This window comes from Streptomyces hebeiensis (assembly GCF_052983195.1).
Genome location: NZ_CM129812.1, coordinates 4570336 through 4584913, shown reverse-complemented (window position 1 = coordinate 4584913; position 14578 = coordinate 4570336). Strand labels below are relative to the sequence as shown.

Annotated in this window: 12 protein-coding genes; 4 read left to right on the top strand and 8 right to left on the bottom strand. The window is 70.8% G+C overall.

What is annotated here, in order from left to right; translation table 11 throughout:
• Nucleotides 1-82: 82 nt before the first annotated feature.
• The gene (locus ACU6P3_RS19805) at nucleotides 83-280 is read right to left on the bottom strand and encodes a hypothetical protein (RefSeq protein ID WP_447193462.1); all 198 of its coding nucleotides are present in this window, start codon (nucleotides 278-280) and stop codon (nucleotides 83-85) included.
• Between the two features lie 202 nt (nucleotides 281-482).
• On the opposite strand from ACU6P3_RS19805, the gene ACU6P3_RS19800 reads away from it, so the two are divergent.
• A complete protein-coding gene (locus tag ACU6P3_RS19800; protein ID WP_447193461.1) occupies nucleotides 483-1508 on the top strand; it encodes a P1 family peptidase in 1026 nt (341 codons plus the stop codon).
• A 147-nt stretch (nucleotides 1509-1655) separates the two neighbouring features.
• Entirely contained in the window at nucleotides 1656-2489 is an 834-nt protein-coding gene (locus ACU6P3_RS19795) for a DUF6227 family protein (RefSeq protein WP_447193460.1), read from the top strand.
• Nucleotides 2490-2582: 93 nt separating this feature from the next.
• Here the strand turns inward: ACU6P3_RS19795 and ACU6P3_RS19790 are convergent, their stop codons facing one another.
• From ACU6P3_RS19790 to ACU6P3_RS19770, 5 genes are all read right to left on the bottom strand, one after another.
• Nucleotides 2583-4739 carry a PTS fructose transporter subunit IIABC gene (locus ACU6P3_RS19790; RefSeq protein WP_447193459.1) on the bottom strand — a complete coding sequence of 719 codons (2157 nt, stop codon included), beginning with the start codon at nucleotides 4737-4739 and terminating at the stop codon, nucleotides 2583-2585.
• Nucleotides 4740-4959: 220 nt separating this feature from the next.
• Nucleotides 4960-5907 (bottom strand): 1-phosphofructokinase, encoded by a 948-nt coding sequence (gene pfkB, locus ACU6P3_RS19785; protein ID WP_447193458.1) that lies wholly within the window; start codon nucleotides 5905-5907, stop codon nucleotides 4960-4962.
• Nucleotides 5908-5917: 10 nt separating this feature from the next.
• On the bottom strand, nucleotides 5918-6679 hold the full coding sequence (locus ACU6P3_RS19780) for a DeoR/GlpR family DNA-binding transcription regulator (RefSeq protein ID WP_447193457.1): 762 nt from the start codon (nucleotides 6677-6679) through the stop codon (nucleotides 5918-5920).
• Between the two features lie 392 nt (nucleotides 6680-7071).
• The gene (locus ACU6P3_RS19775; protein WP_030750890.1) at nucleotides 7072-8088 is read right to left on the bottom strand and encodes a sigma-70 family RNA polymerase sigma factor; all 1017 of its coding nucleotides are present in this window, start codon (nucleotides 8086-8088) and stop codon (nucleotides 7072-7074) included.
• Nucleotides 8089-8478: 390 nt separating this feature from the next.
• On the bottom strand, nucleotides 8479-9261 hold the full coding sequence (locus ACU6P3_RS19770) for a dioxygenase family protein (protein ID WP_447193456.1): 783 nt from the start codon (nucleotides 9259-9261) through the stop codon (nucleotides 8479-8481).
• A gap of 150 nt (nucleotides 9262-9411) precedes the next feature.
• On the opposite strand from ACU6P3_RS19770, the gene ACU6P3_RS19765 reads away from it, so the two are divergent.
• Nucleotides 9412-9936, top strand: coding sequence for a MarR family winged helix-turn-helix transcriptional regulator (locus ACU6P3_RS19765; RefSeq protein WP_030750884.1), 525 nt, complete (start codon nucleotides 9412-9414; stop codon nucleotides 9934-9936).
• 216 nt (nucleotides 9937-10152) lie between these two features.
• Here ACU6P3_RS19765 and ACU6P3_RS19760 read toward each other — a convergent pair whose 3' ends face one another.
• Nucleotides 10153-11763: an MFS transporter gene (locus ACU6P3_RS19760; protein WP_447193455.1), complete on the bottom strand. Its 1611-nt coding sequence runs from the start codon at nucleotides 11761-11763 to the stop codon at nucleotides 10153-10155.
• 290 nt (nucleotides 11764-12053) lie between these two features.
• Nucleotides 12054-12707: a TetR/AcrR family transcriptional regulator gene (locus tag ACU6P3_RS19755; RefSeq protein WP_447193454.1), complete on the bottom strand. Its 654-nt coding sequence runs from the start codon at nucleotides 12705-12707 to the stop codon at nucleotides 12054-12056.
• A gap of 266 nt (nucleotides 12708-12973) precedes the next feature.
• Between ACU6P3_RS19755 and ACU6P3_RS19750 the strand changes: the two genes are divergently transcribed.
• The gene (locus ACU6P3_RS19750; RefSeq protein WP_447193453.1) at nucleotides 12974-14494 is read left to right on the top strand and encodes a M6 family metalloprotease domain-containing protein; all 1521 of its coding nucleotides are present in this window, start codon (nucleotides 12974-12976) and stop codon (nucleotides 14492-14494) included.
• Nucleotides 14495-14578: the final 84 nt, after the last annotated feature.

Below are 14578 nucleotides of genomic sequence, written 5' to 3'. Positions count from 1 at the left end.
AGCGCCTGGAGGGATCGGTCGCTGTGCCGGTCTCCCGGCGGCGCGGTGCTTCGTTGCCCGCCGTCACCGCCCTGGAAGGGGCTCAGATGTGGTGGGGCGGCTTCTCGTCCAGGAAGCGGGCGAGGTCGGCGGCGCCGTCACCGCTGCCTGCGGGCCGCTCGCCCCAGCCTCGGTCCGTGTCGTCGGAGGAACGCTGGTCCAGCGGATCGTCGAAGATCAGCGCCGCGGGTGGACGAGGGCGCTCCTCGCTGTGCGACTCGGGGTCGGGGAGGGTGCTCATATCTCCAGGGTACGGGGGTGCCCGGCGGGTGGGCCGGAACCGGGCGTCCGTTTGTGGGCCGGGCGAGGGGGACGCGTCGGGCAGTGGGGCGGACCGGGGTCCGACGCGCCGGGAAAGACAGGCGTGGGCCGGTGGACGGGGCCGGTGGCGGGGGTGTTGGCTGGGAGCGTCCGGGTGCGACCGATGGGGGTTACGGCTGCCGATGAATGACGCGCTGACCGATGTGATGGGACTGCGAGTGGGGCACGCGCGGGTCGCCGGCGACCACGCTCTCACCGGGGCCACCGTGGTGCTCGCTCCGGAGGGCGGAGTGGTGGCGGCCGTGGACGTGCGAGGCGGTGGTCCGGCCACTCGGGAGACCGATGCCCTGGATCCCCGCAACATCGTCCAGCGCATCGAGGCCGTGGTTCTCACGGGCGGCAGCGCTTACGGACTCGACGCGGCGTCCGGTGTCATGGCCTGGCTGGAGGAGCGGGGCCGTGGCATACGGGTCGGAGCCGATCCGGCGCAGGTGGTGCCGGTGGTTCCCGCGGCAGGGATATTCGACCTCGGGCGTGGTGGCGACTGGAGCATCCGGCCGGACGCCGCGACCGGACGCGCCGCGGTGGAGGCCGCTGCCGCGACGGAATACGGAGCGCCGGTCGAGGAAGGCGGGGTGGGCGCCGGTACGGGAGCGCTCGTCGGACAGCTCAAGGGCGGGGTCGGCACGGCGAGTGTGGTCCTGGACTCCGGGGCGACCGTGGCCGCCCTGGTCGTCGCCAACGCGGCGGGATCCGCGGTGGATCCGCTGACAGGTGTGTTGTACGGACGGTACGTCACTGGGCGTCCGCCGTACCCGCCGCCCGAAGTACATGACGCGGCACGGCGGCGGTTGGCCGAGTTGCGGGAGCGGAACGGACCGGCACCGCTCAACACCACCCTCGCCGTCGTCGCCACCGACGCCGAACTGTCCCGCGCACAGGCGCAGAAGCTCGCGGGGACGGCGCACGACGGTATCGCACGCGCTGTCCAGCCCGTGCATCTGCTCAACGACGGAGACACGGTCTTCGCGCTGGCTACGGGTCGGCGGCCGCTCACGGAGGGCGATCCTCTCGCGTTGAACGAGGTCCTGGGGGCCGGTGCTTCGGTGGTGACCAGCGCAATCGTGCGAGCGGTGGAGGCTGCGGAGAGTATTCAGGGGCCTGGCGGGGAATTCCCCTCGTACCGTGAGCTGTACAGGGTCGACTGAGGGGCGTAGTCACTTAGTTGAAGGGGGGCGTGCAGGAACTTCCCATACGCCCCCTTCGTTTTCCCAAACGTGGGACGCGATGTCAGCCCTAGGCGCTACGTTATGCAATCACCAAGTGACATGTGGCAACGGCCTGGAGAACCCATCTTGAACGATCCCTACGAGACAACCGAGACGCACCTCTCGCGACTCCTGGGTCGGGCACTCAACTCCTTCGATCTGCCCGACGCACTGGTCGAGCGGCTCGACCGTGCGCTGGCGCACGCCAGTTCGCTGTGTTCCGCGCACCACAGTGCGGGGCTGCACCGCGAGACGTACCGGCACACCTATCTCCTCGACGACGGCGGCACGCTGACCCTGTGGGAGCTGGTGCACAACACCGGTCGGGACGGCGCGCGGCTGCATGAGCTGTACGGTGACGAATCCGAGGTGCGGCTCGCCGCCGCCCGGCTCTGCCGTCCCGGCAGTCCGGAGGCGCCTCGGCTCTCCTTCGCCGACCCGGAGGCGTCGGCCTCCGGGGAGGAACCGCCCATGGACGACGTCGCGGCCGAGTTGCTGTCGGAGCTGGAGTCCGAGCGCACGGCGGAGATCGACGCCCATCTCGCGCTGCTGAGAGGGCTGCGGGCACTGCCACCGACTCCACGGAGCCGGATGTACTCGCCGGACAACTCCGCGGACCACGCCCGGCGGGTACTGCGCAGGGCGGAGAACGCCGACCGGCCGGGCGAGGACACCGCGACGCTGCTGCGCACGGCGTTCGCACACCACATCACGCAGGTCTTCGGCCGCCAGTACGAGATCGAGGGCAAGGACGCGGGCTTCACCCTCTACGAGCACGCGTTCCTGTTGATCGACGGTAGTGAGACCAGTCTCTGGGAAGTGGAGCACACGGCGACGCCGGACGGCCGCCACATGTGCGAGGTGTATCTGACGGAACGCGCCGCGCGCGAAGCCATGGAGCTCCGCGCGCGGGTGCGGTGACGTCCGCCGGGTACGACGGTGGGGCGGTGTGCGGGTGGCACGTACGGCCGGTCAGGGGTGGGCGGGCGTACAGCCGGGGAGTGAGGCGTGGGTTCAGGCGGCCACCGGCACCTTGGCCTCGTTCCCGGCGCTGTCGTCCCCGGGGCGGTCCGCCGTCCCGGACTGCTCCGGGCGGCCCGTCTTCCGGGCCCCCTTGAGCACGATGACGAGCCCGGCGCTGACACAGGTGCCGGCCACGATCGCGATCAGGTAGAGGAACGGGTTGCCGATCAGCGGGATCACGAAGACACCTCCGTGCGGCGCCCGGAGTGTGCACTCGAACAGCATTGACAGCGCGCCGGTGACCGCGCCGCCCGCCATCGCCGAAGGGATCACCCGCAACGGATCGGCGGCGGCGAAGGGGATGGCGCCCTCGGTGATGAACGAGGCGCCGAGCACCCAGGCGGCCTTGCCGTTCTCCCGCTCGGTGCGGGTGAACAGCTTGCCCCGTACGGTCGTGGCCAGGGCCATGGCGAGCGGCGGGACCATGCCGGCGGCCATCACGGCGGCCATGACCTTGAGGCTGCCGTCGTTGGGATTGGCGAGACCGCCGACCGCGAAGGCGTAGGCGACCTTGTTCAGCGGGCCGCCGAGGTCGAAGCACATCATCAGCCCGAGGATGACACCGAGGATGATCGCATTGGCCCCGGAGAGGCCGGACAGCCAGTCGGTGAGGGCCTTCTGGAGTTCCGCGATCGGCTTGCCGACCACCAGGAACATCAGGAAGCCGACGACGGCCGAGGAGACCAGCGGGATCACCACGACGGGCATGATCCCGCGCAGGGCGGCGGGCACGTTCACCCGTTGGATGGCCATCACCGTGGCACCGGCGATCAGGCCGGCGGCCAGACCGCCGAGGAAGCCCGCGTTGATCGTGAGGGCGATGGAGCCCCCGACGAAACCGGGTACGAGACCGGGGCGATCGGCCATGCCGTAGGCGATGTAACCGGCGAGGACGGGAACGAGGAAGCTGAACGCCAGTCCGCCGATCTGGAACAGCAGTGCTGCCCAGCTGGTGTGGTCGGTCCAGACGAAGTGCTCGGCGACGGAAGGAGCCTTGTCGACGGTGTAGCCGCCGATGGCGAAGCCGAGGGCGATGAGCAGCCCACCGGCCGCCACGAAGGGGACCATGTACGAGACACCGGACATCAGCCACTTGCGGAGCTTGGTGCCGTAGCCCTCGCCGGGTTCTCCCGTGTCGTCCAGGGGCGCGGCGTGGGCGGCGGTGGTGATCTCACCGCGTTCGGCCTTGCCGCGGACCTCGTCGATCAGCTCCGCGGGCCGGTTGATGCCCGCCTTGACGCCGACGTCGACGGTGGGCTTGCCCGCGAAGCGTTCCTTCTCCCGCACCGGTACGTCGTGCGCGAAGATCACGCCGTCGGCGGCGGCGATGACGGCGGGGTCGAGCCGCTTGAAGCCGGCGGAGCCCTGCGGTTCGACGGTCAGCTCGACGCCGGCGTTCTGGCCTGCCTGCTCCAGGGCCTCGGCGGCCATGTAGGTGTGCGCGATGCCGGTGGGGCACGAGGTGACGGCAACGATACGGAAGACTCTGTTCCGGCCGTTCTCGGCGGCGGACGCGGCGGATGAGGCCGTCTCGGCCGAGGGGGCCTCGGAAGCGGCCGCCGTCGCGGGTGACGGCTCCGCCCGGGAAACCGGCGCGTCCCCGGCCGGGCGCTCCTCGGCCGGCGCCGGAGCCGCCGCGGCCGGGGCGGGGGCGGGGCTCTGCGGGGCGTCGGCAGCCGGGGCCGTATCCATACCCGGGGCCGTGGCCTCCTCGCCCCGTATCAGCGCGGCTGCCGCCGTCGGGTCCGACGCCGAGCGCAGGGCCGTCGTGAAGTCCTCGTTCATCAGCCGGCGGGCCAAGGACGACAGGATCGTCAGATGGGCGTCGTCCGCGCCGGCCGGGGCCGCGATCAGGAAGATCAGGTCCGCCGGTCCGTCCGGGGCACCGAAATCGATGCCCCGCGACGAGCGGCCGAAGGCCAGCGTCGGCTCGCTGACATGCGCGCTGCGGCAGTGCGGGATCCCGATGCCGCCGTCCAGGCCGGTCGGCATCTGCGCCTCGCGGGCGGCCACGTCGGCGAGGAAGCCGTCCAGGTCGGTGACGCGGCCGAGCGCCACCATCCGTTCCGCCAGCGAGCGGGCCGCGGCTTCCTTCGTCTCGGCGGCCAGGTCGAGGTCGACCAGGTCCGCGGTGATCATTTCGCTCATCGCGGGCTCCTTTGCTCGCATATCGCGCGGGTCAGGTTCGGGGAGGTGAGAGGACTCGTAGCGCTCAGGGGTCTTGTAAAGCTCGGGGGACTCGTGCAGCTCATGGGGTTCATGTGGCTCAGAGGGCTCAGTGGGGCCATGGCTGTGGCTGTGGCTGTGGCTGTGGCTGTGGGGACGGTGGTGGTCGTGGGGCTTGTGGAGCGGCGCTCGCGGCTCGGGCTCATGGCACGGGCTCCGTGAGTGGACGGTCCAGCGGCACGTCCGTGGTCACCGTCACCGCCGAGGGCTCCAGATCCGCCGGGGACGGCATCACACTGCCCGGGAGCTGCACGGCGGCCGCGCCGTGGGCGACGGCGGCGGCCAGGGCGGCGGCCCCGTCCCCGCCCGCCGCCAGGAAGCCGGCCAGCGACGCGTCGCCCGCACCGACGTTACTGCGTACGGCGGCGACCCGGGCGAAGCCGAAGTACGTCCCCGCCGCCGAGACCAGCAGTTGCCCGTCCGCACCCAGGCTGGCGAGGACGGCTAGGGCGCCCTGCCCGCGCAGCTCCTCCGCCGCCTTGACGGCGTCTCCCACGGTCGCCAGGGGGCGGCCGACCGCCTGGCCGAGTTCCTCGGCGTTCGGCTTGACGACATCGGGCCGCTCGCGGAGAGCGGCCAGCAGGGAAGGCCCCGAGGTGTCGAGGGCGATCCGGGTCCCGGCGCGGTGCACGCGGGCGACCAGCTCCGCGTACCAGTCCGCGCCGAGACCGCGCGGCAGGCTGCCACAGCAGGCGATCCAGGCGGCGGAGCCGGCGTGGGAGCGGATCGTGGACAGCAGCGACTCCGACTCGGCGGCGGTCAGCTCGGGCCCCGGCGCGTTGATCTTCGTCAGGGTTCCGTCGGGCTCGGCGAGGGCGATGTTGGAACGGGTCGCTCCGGCGACCGGTACTCGCGCGACCTCGATGCCCTGCCCCGCGAGCAGGTCGGCGACGAGCGCGCCGGGAGCGCCGCCCAGCGGGAGTACGGCGACGGTACGGTGACCGGCCGCGGCGACGGCCCGGGAGACGTTGACGCCCTTGCCTCCGGGGTCCATGCGCTCGGCGGTGGCCCGGAGCACCTCCCCTCGCTCGATCGCGGGGATCTCGTAGGTGCGGTCCAGACTGGGGTTCGGAGTGACGGTGAGCAGCATGGGGAGACTCCTAAACACACAGCACTTCGGTGCCCGCGGCCTGGACCGCCGCGACGTCCGAAGGGCTGAGCCCGCTGTCGGTGATGAGCAGGTCCACGGCGGCCAGCGAGCCGAAGCGTGCGAAGTGCTCCTGCCCGTGCTTGGCCGAGTCCGCGAGCAGGACGACCCGCCGGGCTGCCGCGGCGACGGCCTGTTTGACGGCGGCCTCGGCCAGATCCGGGGTGGTGAGCCCGGCGTCCGGCGAGAAGCCGTTGGTGCCCAGGAAGGCGACGTCCGCGCGGATCTCCCCGTATGCCCGCAGGGCCCAGGCGTCGACGGCCGCGCGCGTACGGTGCCGTACCCGGCCGCCGACCAGGTGGAGATCGATGCCGGGATGGTCCGCGAGGCGGGCGGCGACGGGCAGCGCGTGCGTCACGACGGTCAGCTCGCACTCCAGCGGCAGCTCGGCCGCCAGCCGCGCGACGGTCGAGCCCGCGTCGAGGATCACGCTCCCGTCCGCGGGCAGCTCCGCGAGCGCCGCGCGAGCGATGCGGTCCTTCTCGTCGGCGGCCGTCGACTCGCGCTCGGCGAGATCGGGCTCGAAGTCGAGCCGCCCGGCCGGAATGGCGCCGCCGTGCACCCGCCGTACGAGCCCGGCCCGGTCCAGGGCCTTGAGGTCACGCCGTACGGTCTCGGCGGTGACCTGGAACTCCTCTGCCAACGAGAGAACATCGACCCGGCCGCTCTCGCGGGCGAGCCGCAGGATCTCCTGCTGGCGCTCCGGTGCGTACATGTGGCTTTGTGTCCGTTCCGTGCCCGAACCTGTGGTTTCGGCGACACATTACGCCCAGCTTTCTGGAAAGTAAACAGATCCGGGCAGCAAGACGGACACGACCGGGCATCGGAATTGGGTCCGTGGCACCGGAACCGGAACCGGAATCGAAACCGGGGCATCCTGACCCGGGCATCAGCAAGCGGTCGGCGACCAGCGGCCGACGGCAGCCGGCGACAGCCGGCGGCCACGAAATGCCCCGGCACTCTTGGGGACTCGACGGATCTGTCGAGGTCCCCCCAAGAGCGCCGGGACTCAGTGCGGAGGCTCAGTGCGGGGGCTCAGCACCGAGGCTCACCGACTCACGCCGGACGGCGGCGTGGGGGCGCCGCCTTTCCGGCTTCGCGGCTCCCTCACGCCGCCGCGTCAAAACCCGTATCGCGGGCCATCTTCTTCAGCTCCAACAGCGCGTGCTTCTCGATCTGCCTGATGCGCTCCCGCGTCAGGCCGTGCTCCTTGCCGACCTCGGTGAGCGTCCGCTCACGGCCGTCCTCGATGCCGTACCGCATCCGGATGATCGAGGCCGTGCGCTGGTCGAGCTTGCCGATCAGGTCTTCCAGCTCCTCGCTGCGCAGCAGGGTGAGGACGGACTGCTCGGGTGAGACGGCGGAGGTGTCCTCCAGAAGATCACCGAACTGGGTGTCGCCGTCGTCGTCCACCGACATGTTCAGGCTGACCGGGTCGCGGGCCCAGTCCAGGACGTCGTTCACCCGCTCCGGGTTCGACCCGAGCTCGGCGGCCACCTCGGCGGGCTCCGGGTCCCGGCCGTGCTCACGGTTGAACTCGCGCTGCACACGCCGGATCCTGCCGAGCTCCTCCACGAGGTGGACGGGCAGCCGGATCGTCCGGGACTGGTCCGCTATGGAGCGCGTGATGGCCTGGCGGATCCACCACGTGGCATAGGTGGAGAACTTGAATCCCTTGGCGTAGTCGAACTTCTCCACCGCGCGCACCAGGCCCGCGTTGCCTTCCTGGATCAGGTCCAGGAGGGGCAGACCACTGCGCGGGTAGCGGCGCGCCACGGCCACCACCAGGCGGAGGTTCGAGCGGATGAAGACGTCCTTGGCGCGCTCGGCCGCCCTGGCCAGCGCTTCGAGCTCTTCACGTGAAGCGTCCTCCGCCGCCTCGCTCTCCACCTCCCCGTCGAGGATCCGCCGTGCGTACACACCGGCCTCGATGGTCTGGGACAGCTCGACCTCCTTGGCGGCGTCGAGCAGAGGCGTACGCGCGATCTCGTCGAGGTACATGCCGACCAGGTCGCGGTCGGCGATCTCCCCGCCTACGGCGCGAACGCTGTTTGCCGCTTTCGTCCCGCCGGAGGCGTCCGAGGCGCCGGGGGCGGTACGACGGGCGACGGCACGGGTTGCCATGCGAGCTCCCTTGCTGAACTGAGTAGGTCGCGACACCCTCCCGGGTGCCCTGCATCCGTTGGAAACAACGACTGGAATCCGGACAGAATTCCCATGCCGTACATCGATTTTCTGATCATGCAGTATCCTGTGCCGCCCACCGGGCGGGCCGAAACCACATGAGCACACGGATGCGCAGGTCAGGGCGGCAATGGAGGTGCTCCCCGGCGCGCTCGAGGACATCTTCACCACCCTTGCAGGCCTGCCCCAGTAGACGACCTCCACCACCATTTGGTTGCCGTGCCCTCGAGTGACGGGTACGCCCCTGCGGCCTCGGCCCGAAGACGCGGCCGACGACGTGGGAGTCCCAGCCCATCAACCCGGGAAACTCGGCCGATCGGCTTTGGAGACTCAGCCGAACTGCACCGACCGCTTCGCCATTCCCATCCAGAAGCCGTCGATCACGCTGCGCCCCTCACCCAGGTCACCCTCCGACGCCCCCAGCGTCACGAACAGCGGGGCGAAGTGCTCGGTGCGCGGGTGCGCCAGCCGGCCGGAGGGGGCCTTGCTCTCGAAGTCGAGCAGGGCGTCGACATCCTGGGCGAGCAGCGCCCGCGCGCCCCAGTCGTCGAACTCCGACGACCAAGCGGGCACTCCCCCGCCCTGGTGGCGCAGTGCGGCCAGGTTGTGCGTGAAGAAGCCACTGCCGATGATCAGCACTCCCTCGTCGCGCAGCGGAGCCAGCTTGCGGCCGATCTCCAGAAGTTCACGCGGGTCCAGCGTGGGCATGGAGATCTGGAGCACGGGGACGTCCGCCTCGGGGAACATCTCGACCAGCGGCACATACGCGCCGTGGTCCAGACCCCGGTCCGGGATGTCCTGGACGGGCGTTCCCGGGGCACGCAACAACTTCCTTACGGAAGCGGCCAGTTCCGGCGCGCCAGGGGCGTCGTACCGCACCTGGTAGTAGTGCCCGGGAAAGCCCCAGAAGTCATAGGTGAGCGGCACCGGCTCCGTGGCCCCCAGCGCGAGCGGCGCTTCCTCCCAGTGCGCGGAGACCATCAGGATCGCCTTGGGGCACGGCAGTGCCGCGGACCAAGCCGCCAGCTCACCGGGCCAGACCGGATCGTCGGCCAGCGGCGGGGCGCCATGGGAGAGGTAGAGGGCGGGCATGCGTTCTGCGACGGCGGTCATGACTGCTCCCGGTTCGTGGACCTGGTGCGGGGCGGGCGGGCGGATCCACGACCCGCACCGCCCGAGCCCATTGCTTGAAAGCTCAAGCGTTCACGAAACACAAGAATACGCGCACATAGTTTAACTTTCAAGAATGGGTACAGTGGATACATGAACACGGCATCCACCGGCAGCGACGCCGGAACGGGCGGGGAGCCGCGCTGGCTCGGCGACGAGGAACAGTGCGTGTGGCGGTCGTATCTGCACGCCACCAGGTTGTTGGAGGACCATCTCGACCGGCAGCTCCAGCGCGATGCCGGGATGCCGCACATCTACTACGGGCTGCTCGTGCTCCTCTCACAGGCCCCTCGGCGCCGGATGCGGATGACACAGCTGGCGAAAGACGCCAAGATCACGCGTTCCCGCCTCTCGCACGCGATCGCCCGGCTGGAGCAGCACGGCTGGGTACGACGTGAGGAGTGCGACTCCGACAAGCGGGGACAGAACGCGTTCCTGACGGACCTCGGGTACGAGGTGCTGGAGCGTTCCGCGCCCGGCCACGTGGCCGCCGTACGGCAGGCCATCTTCGACCGGCTCACCCCGGATCAGGTGAAGCAGCTCGGGGAGATCACGCGGGTGATGGCGGAGGGGCTCCAGCCGGAGGGCACGGGCGCGGACCTGCCGTGGCGCCGCTGAGTCGGTGCGGTGGTCCGGTGCCGGTGGTCCGATGGTCCGGTGCCGGTGCCGATGGTCCGGTGCCGGCGGTCCGGCGGTCCGGCGGTCCGGCGGTCCGGCGGTCCGGCCGAAGGCAACGAGCATCGCGTACGGCCCGGAGTGGTCCCCGAAAGGGGGAGCGCTCCGGGCCGTACGTCGCTCAGGCCAGGCCCGCGGCACGAGGCATGAGCCGTACGGTCAGTGCATCACGACCGGCAGCCGCGCCTCGTCCTCGGCGGCCCCGGCACCCTGGACGTCACCGGCGCCCGGCTTCGCGGACGCGGCTCCCGGGCGGCCGGCGTTGACGAAGGTCAGCGCGATCGCCGCGGCGACGGCCAGGATGCCGACCGCCCACCAGATGGCGCTGGTGAAGCCGTCGACCATGGCCCGCAGCTCCAGCAGCTTCGCGTCACCGGCGGCCGCCGCGTGCGCCGTGATGTACGCCGTCGTCGCGGAGGCCGCGATGGTGTTCAGCAGCGCTGTGCCGATCGCGCCGCCCACCTGCTGCGACGTGTTGACCATCGCCGAGGCGACACCCGCGTCACGCGGTTCGATGCCATGCGTGGCGAGGGACATGGCCGGCATGAACGCCGTACCCATCCCGAGGCCGAGCATCAGCTGCGCGGGCAGGATGAGCCCCAGGTACGAGGTGTCGATGTCCAGCTGTGTCAGCAGCAGCATGCCGACGGCGGCGAGCAGGAAGCCCGGCCCCATCAGCAGCCGCGCCGGAACGCGCGTCATCAGCCGTGCGCCGATCTGCGTCGAGCCCGTGATCATGCCGACGATCATCGGCAGGAAGGCGAAACCGGTCTTGACCGGCGAGTACCCGCGCACGATCTGGAGGTAGTACGTCAGGAAGAGGAAGAGCCCGAACATCCCGATCACAGCGAGGCCGAGCGAGAGGTAGACGCCACCACGGTTGCGGTTGGCGACCACGCGCAGGGGCAGCAGCGGGTGTTCGACCCGCGACTCGACGACCGCGAACACGGCCAGCAGGACCACGGACGCGACGAAGAGAAGGATCGTGACGGCATCGGTCCAGCCGTCGGACTCGGCGCGCGTGAAGCCGTACACCAGCGACACCAGTCCGAGCGTGGACAGCACGACGCCGGGGATGTCCAGCGGGGAACGATTACGGTCGCCGGAGGGCTCGCGGATCACGAAGTACGCGCCGAGCGCGGCCACGATCGCAAACGGGATGTTGACGAAGAAGGTCCAGCGCCAGTCCAGGTATTCGGTCAGGAAACCGCCCAGGATCAGGCCGACGGCGCCGCCGCCACCGGCGATCGCGCCATAGATCCCGAACGCCTTCGCCCGCTCCTTCGCATCGGTGAACATCACCGCGAGCAGTGACAGCGCGGCGGGCGCGAGCAGCGCGCCGAAGACGCCCTGGAACGCGCGGGCGCCCAGCAGCATCGCCTCGTTGCCGGCGGCACCGCCGATGGCCGAGGCGGCGGCGAAGCCGAGCAGACCGACCACGAAGGCGCGCTTGCGTCCCCACAGGTCGGCGACGCGGCCCCCGAAGAGCAGCAGACCGCCGAAGGCCAGGGCGTAGGCCGTGATGACCCACTGCTTGTTGGCCTCCGATATGCCCAGGTCCTGCTGCGCGGAGGGGAGCGCGATGTTCACGATCGTCGCGTCGAGGACGACCATCAACTGCGCGAGCGCGATGAAGACCAGGGCCCTCCAGCGACTGGGATCAGGGAGGCCGGTACGGCCTGAGAGGCCACCGGAGCCGACAGGGCGGGCGGGGCCGTCGACGGATGCGGAGCCCGATTCGGAAGATCGGATTCCGGGTGATTGAGACATGGAGGTGTCCACCTAGCGATGCGTATGTATGAAAAACGGACGTACGGACGTACGAGCAGGCGACGCTGCCTGTCTTACGAAGTCATGGAGTCGCCGGGAGCAGTCGATGACCAGGCGATGGAAGGTAGGCAGGAGATGGGCAGGCGGTGGCGGCGAGAACAGAGGAGATGACGGGCCGACGGGGCCAGCCGAGAGCCGGGCGAGGGTCGGGCAGGAACGGGCGGGGATCGGGCAGGAACGGGCGAGGATCGGGACGCTCAGTCGGCGAGGTCGGCGGGGGTCGGCGCGAATCAGCCGACCGCGCCGCGCAAGTCCTCCAGGGTCGCGGCGGAGCCGGGCAGTTCGGACCGGGCGGGCGCCTCCAAGCCGTCCAGGTAGAGCTGGAGGTGCCGGTGGGCGAACCTGTCCATGTCCAGACAGCAGGTGCCGGGCAGCGGACGGGTGAGCTGCGACAGCGCGACCATCAGGTCCCCCACGGCGACGTCCGTACGGAGCCGTCCGGCCCGCCGCGCCCGCTCCATCAGCCCCTCCACCGCGACCTCGAGGCGGGTGCGGCCTGCCTCCAGGGTGGGGTCGGTCCGGTCGAACGCGCTGGAGAGCATGGGACAGAGCGCGCCGATGCGTTCGTCGATCGCCGCATGCGCGAAACGGCGCAGCGCGGCGAACGGATCGCCCTCCTCGGTGACACTCCGCTCCGCCATGTCCCCGACACGGCCCATGACGTACACCACGACGGCGTGCACCAGGGCATTCCGGTCGGTGAAGTGCCGGTAGAGCGTGGCGTTACCGATGCCGGCGCGCCGGGCGATCTCGTCCAGCGGGGCGTCGGGGCCGTACTCCACGAAGATCTCCCGGGCGGCCGTCACGATCCGTTCCCGGTTGCGCAGCGCGTCCGCGCGAGGGCGGTGGGGTCGGCGCGCTTCGGTTGCGGCGGTGATGGTCACGTCGGTCCGGCCTTTCACTTCGTGTCGATCGTCGTCCGGTCTGACGAATCGGGGATTCGTTCCCCGTTTCGTCCGGACGCACAGATAAACGGGGAAGCGATCCCCGGTTATTTCAGCGGGCGCTGTGACCCGGGACACATATGCCTGGCCGACGAAAGAACCCACGATCGGCGCACCCAGCGAGCGCCGACGCGCCGCGCGAGGGAGGTTGATCGGACAGAGGGCAGTCCGGACGGCCGACTGCCGGTGGACCCGAAGGCGACCACATGCAGCACAGGATGCGGCACAGGCGTCGGATACAGAGCACCGGCGAGATAGCCGGAAGCGGTGGCCAGGGCTCCGGCCGGGCCGGCCCCACACGGCCCGGCGCCACCCGCGCCATCCGCACCGACAGCCCCGACAGATCTGACAGACTCGATGAAAACGCCGGGCGCGACAGGCTCGGCAAGCACGCCGAGCACAACCAGCACAACCAGCACGACCAGCACGGTGGCCATGCCGACCACAGCGCCCCCGCCCGTTCCGGCAACTGCCGCGGCCCCCGCCGTATCGGCGCGCTCGCCGGCCTCGCGGCGCTCACCCTCGCCGCCCTCACCACGGGCAGTTCCTCGCTCTCCGCCCCCACCCGCGCCTCCGCCGGCCCCGTGGCGGGCACCCACGACGCCCCGCTCGACCCGTGCCGTATCTCCTCCACCGCGGTCGTCCAGATGTCGGAGGGGCTGCCCACACCACCGGGTTACGTCCGCTCCACCGGCCGGGTCCGGGCCCTCAACCTCATGATCGACTTCCCGGACGCCAAGGGCCGGGGCAAGGCGCTCGACCGGCTCGCGGAGTTCTTCCCGCAGACGTCGGAGTGGTTCCGGACCAGTTCGTACGGCCGGCTCGACTACCGTCCCGAGGCCCCGCTGAAGGACTGGCTGCGGATGCCGCTGCCCTTCAAGCAGTACGGGATAGAGCGCGGAGCACCGTACGAGCCCGGTTACCGGCGGCTGGTGGAGGACATCGTCGCCATGGCGGACCCAAAGGTGGACTTCAGCGCGTACGACCTGGTCAACGTCCTGGTCACGCCGAACGCCGGCCCCTCGGCGCTGGACACCGTCCTGTCCGTCACCTTCTCCGGCAACGCGGACGCCCCACAGGCCGACGGCGTGCCGCTCGCGAACACGTCCTTCGTCTACGGCCGCCAGGACGACGGCTCGGGATCGTACGGCCGGACCGGCTACCGGGTGCTGCCGCACGAGAACGGCCATGTCTTCGGCCTCCCCGACCTCTACACGTCGGACGGCGGCGGCGCCGTGGGGCACTGGGACATCATGTCCGAGGACTGGGGTGCGAACAACGACCTGCTGGGCTGGCACAAGTGGAAGCTCGGCTGGCTCGACGACGAGCAGGTCGCCTGCGCCGCGGAGCCGGGCGTCAGCGAGCACGTCCTGGGGCCGCTGGCGGTCGCGGGCGGCCCGAAGCTGGCCTTCGTACCGGTGGCGGAGGAGTCGGGTTACGCGGTGGAGGTACGGACGCGTGCGGGCAACGACGAGGCCGTGTGCGAACCGGGCGTTCTGATCTACCGCGTGGACTCCGACGTCGACACCGGGCGCGGACCGGTCACTGTGTCGGACGCCAAACGCGACAGCGGGGGCTGCACGCGACGCCCGAACGTGCACGCGGAGCTGTCGGACGCGCCGTACCGGCCGGGCGAGACGTTCGTGGACGACGACAACGGCGTCGAGATCACGGTCGTCTCGGAGGAGGCGGACGGGACTTTCGCCATCCAGGTGAAGCGGTCCTGACGGCTCGCGTCCGGACGGGCGTACCACCTGGCCGCCGCCGAATCGCGGGGCGCCCCAGGTGGTGGTAACGGTGAGAGGACCGGC

Excerpts from the sequence above, each read along its gene's own strand:
- ACU6P3_RS19805 (WP_447193462.1), bottom strand. The coding sequence starts at position 280 with ATGAGCACCCTCCCCGACCCCGAGTCGCACAGCGAGGAGCGCCCTCGT.
- ACU6P3_RS19800 (WP_447193461.1), top strand. The coding sequence starts at position 483 with ATGAATGACGCGCTGACCGATGTGATGGGACTGCGAGTGGGGCACGCG.
- ACU6P3_RS19790 (WP_447193459.1), bottom strand. The coding sequence starts at position 4,739 with ATGAGCGAAATGATCACCGCGGACCTGGTCGACCTCGACCTGGCCGCC.
- pfkB (WP_447193458.1), bottom strand. The coding sequence starts at position 5,907 with ATGCTGCTCACCGTCACTCCGAACCCCAGTCTGGACCGCACCTACGAG.
- ACU6P3_RS19780 (WP_447193457.1), bottom strand. The coding sequence starts at position 6,679 with ATGTACGCACCGGAGCGCCAGCAGGAGATCCTGCGGCTCGCCCGCGAG.
- ACU6P3_RS19775 (WP_030750890.1), bottom strand. The coding sequence starts at position 8,088 with ATGGCAACCCGTGCCGTCGCCCGTCGTACCGCCCCCGGCGCCTCGGAC.
- ACU6P3_RS19770 (WP_447193456.1), bottom strand. The coding sequence starts at position 9,261 with ATGACCGCCGTCGCAGAACGCATGCCCGCCCTCTACCTCTCCCATGGC.
- ACU6P3_RS19765 (WP_030750884.1), top strand. The coding sequence starts at position 9,412 with ATGAACACGGCATCCACCGGCAGCGACGCCGGAACGGGCGGGGAGCCG.
- ACU6P3_RS19760 (WP_447193455.1), bottom strand. The coding sequence starts at position 11,763 with ATGTCTCAATCACCCGGAATCCGATCTTCCGAATCGGGCTCCGCATCC.
- ACU6P3_RS19750 (WP_447193453.1), top strand. The coding sequence starts at position 12,974 with ATGCAGCACAGGATGCGGCACAGGCGTCGGATACAGAGCACCGGCGAG.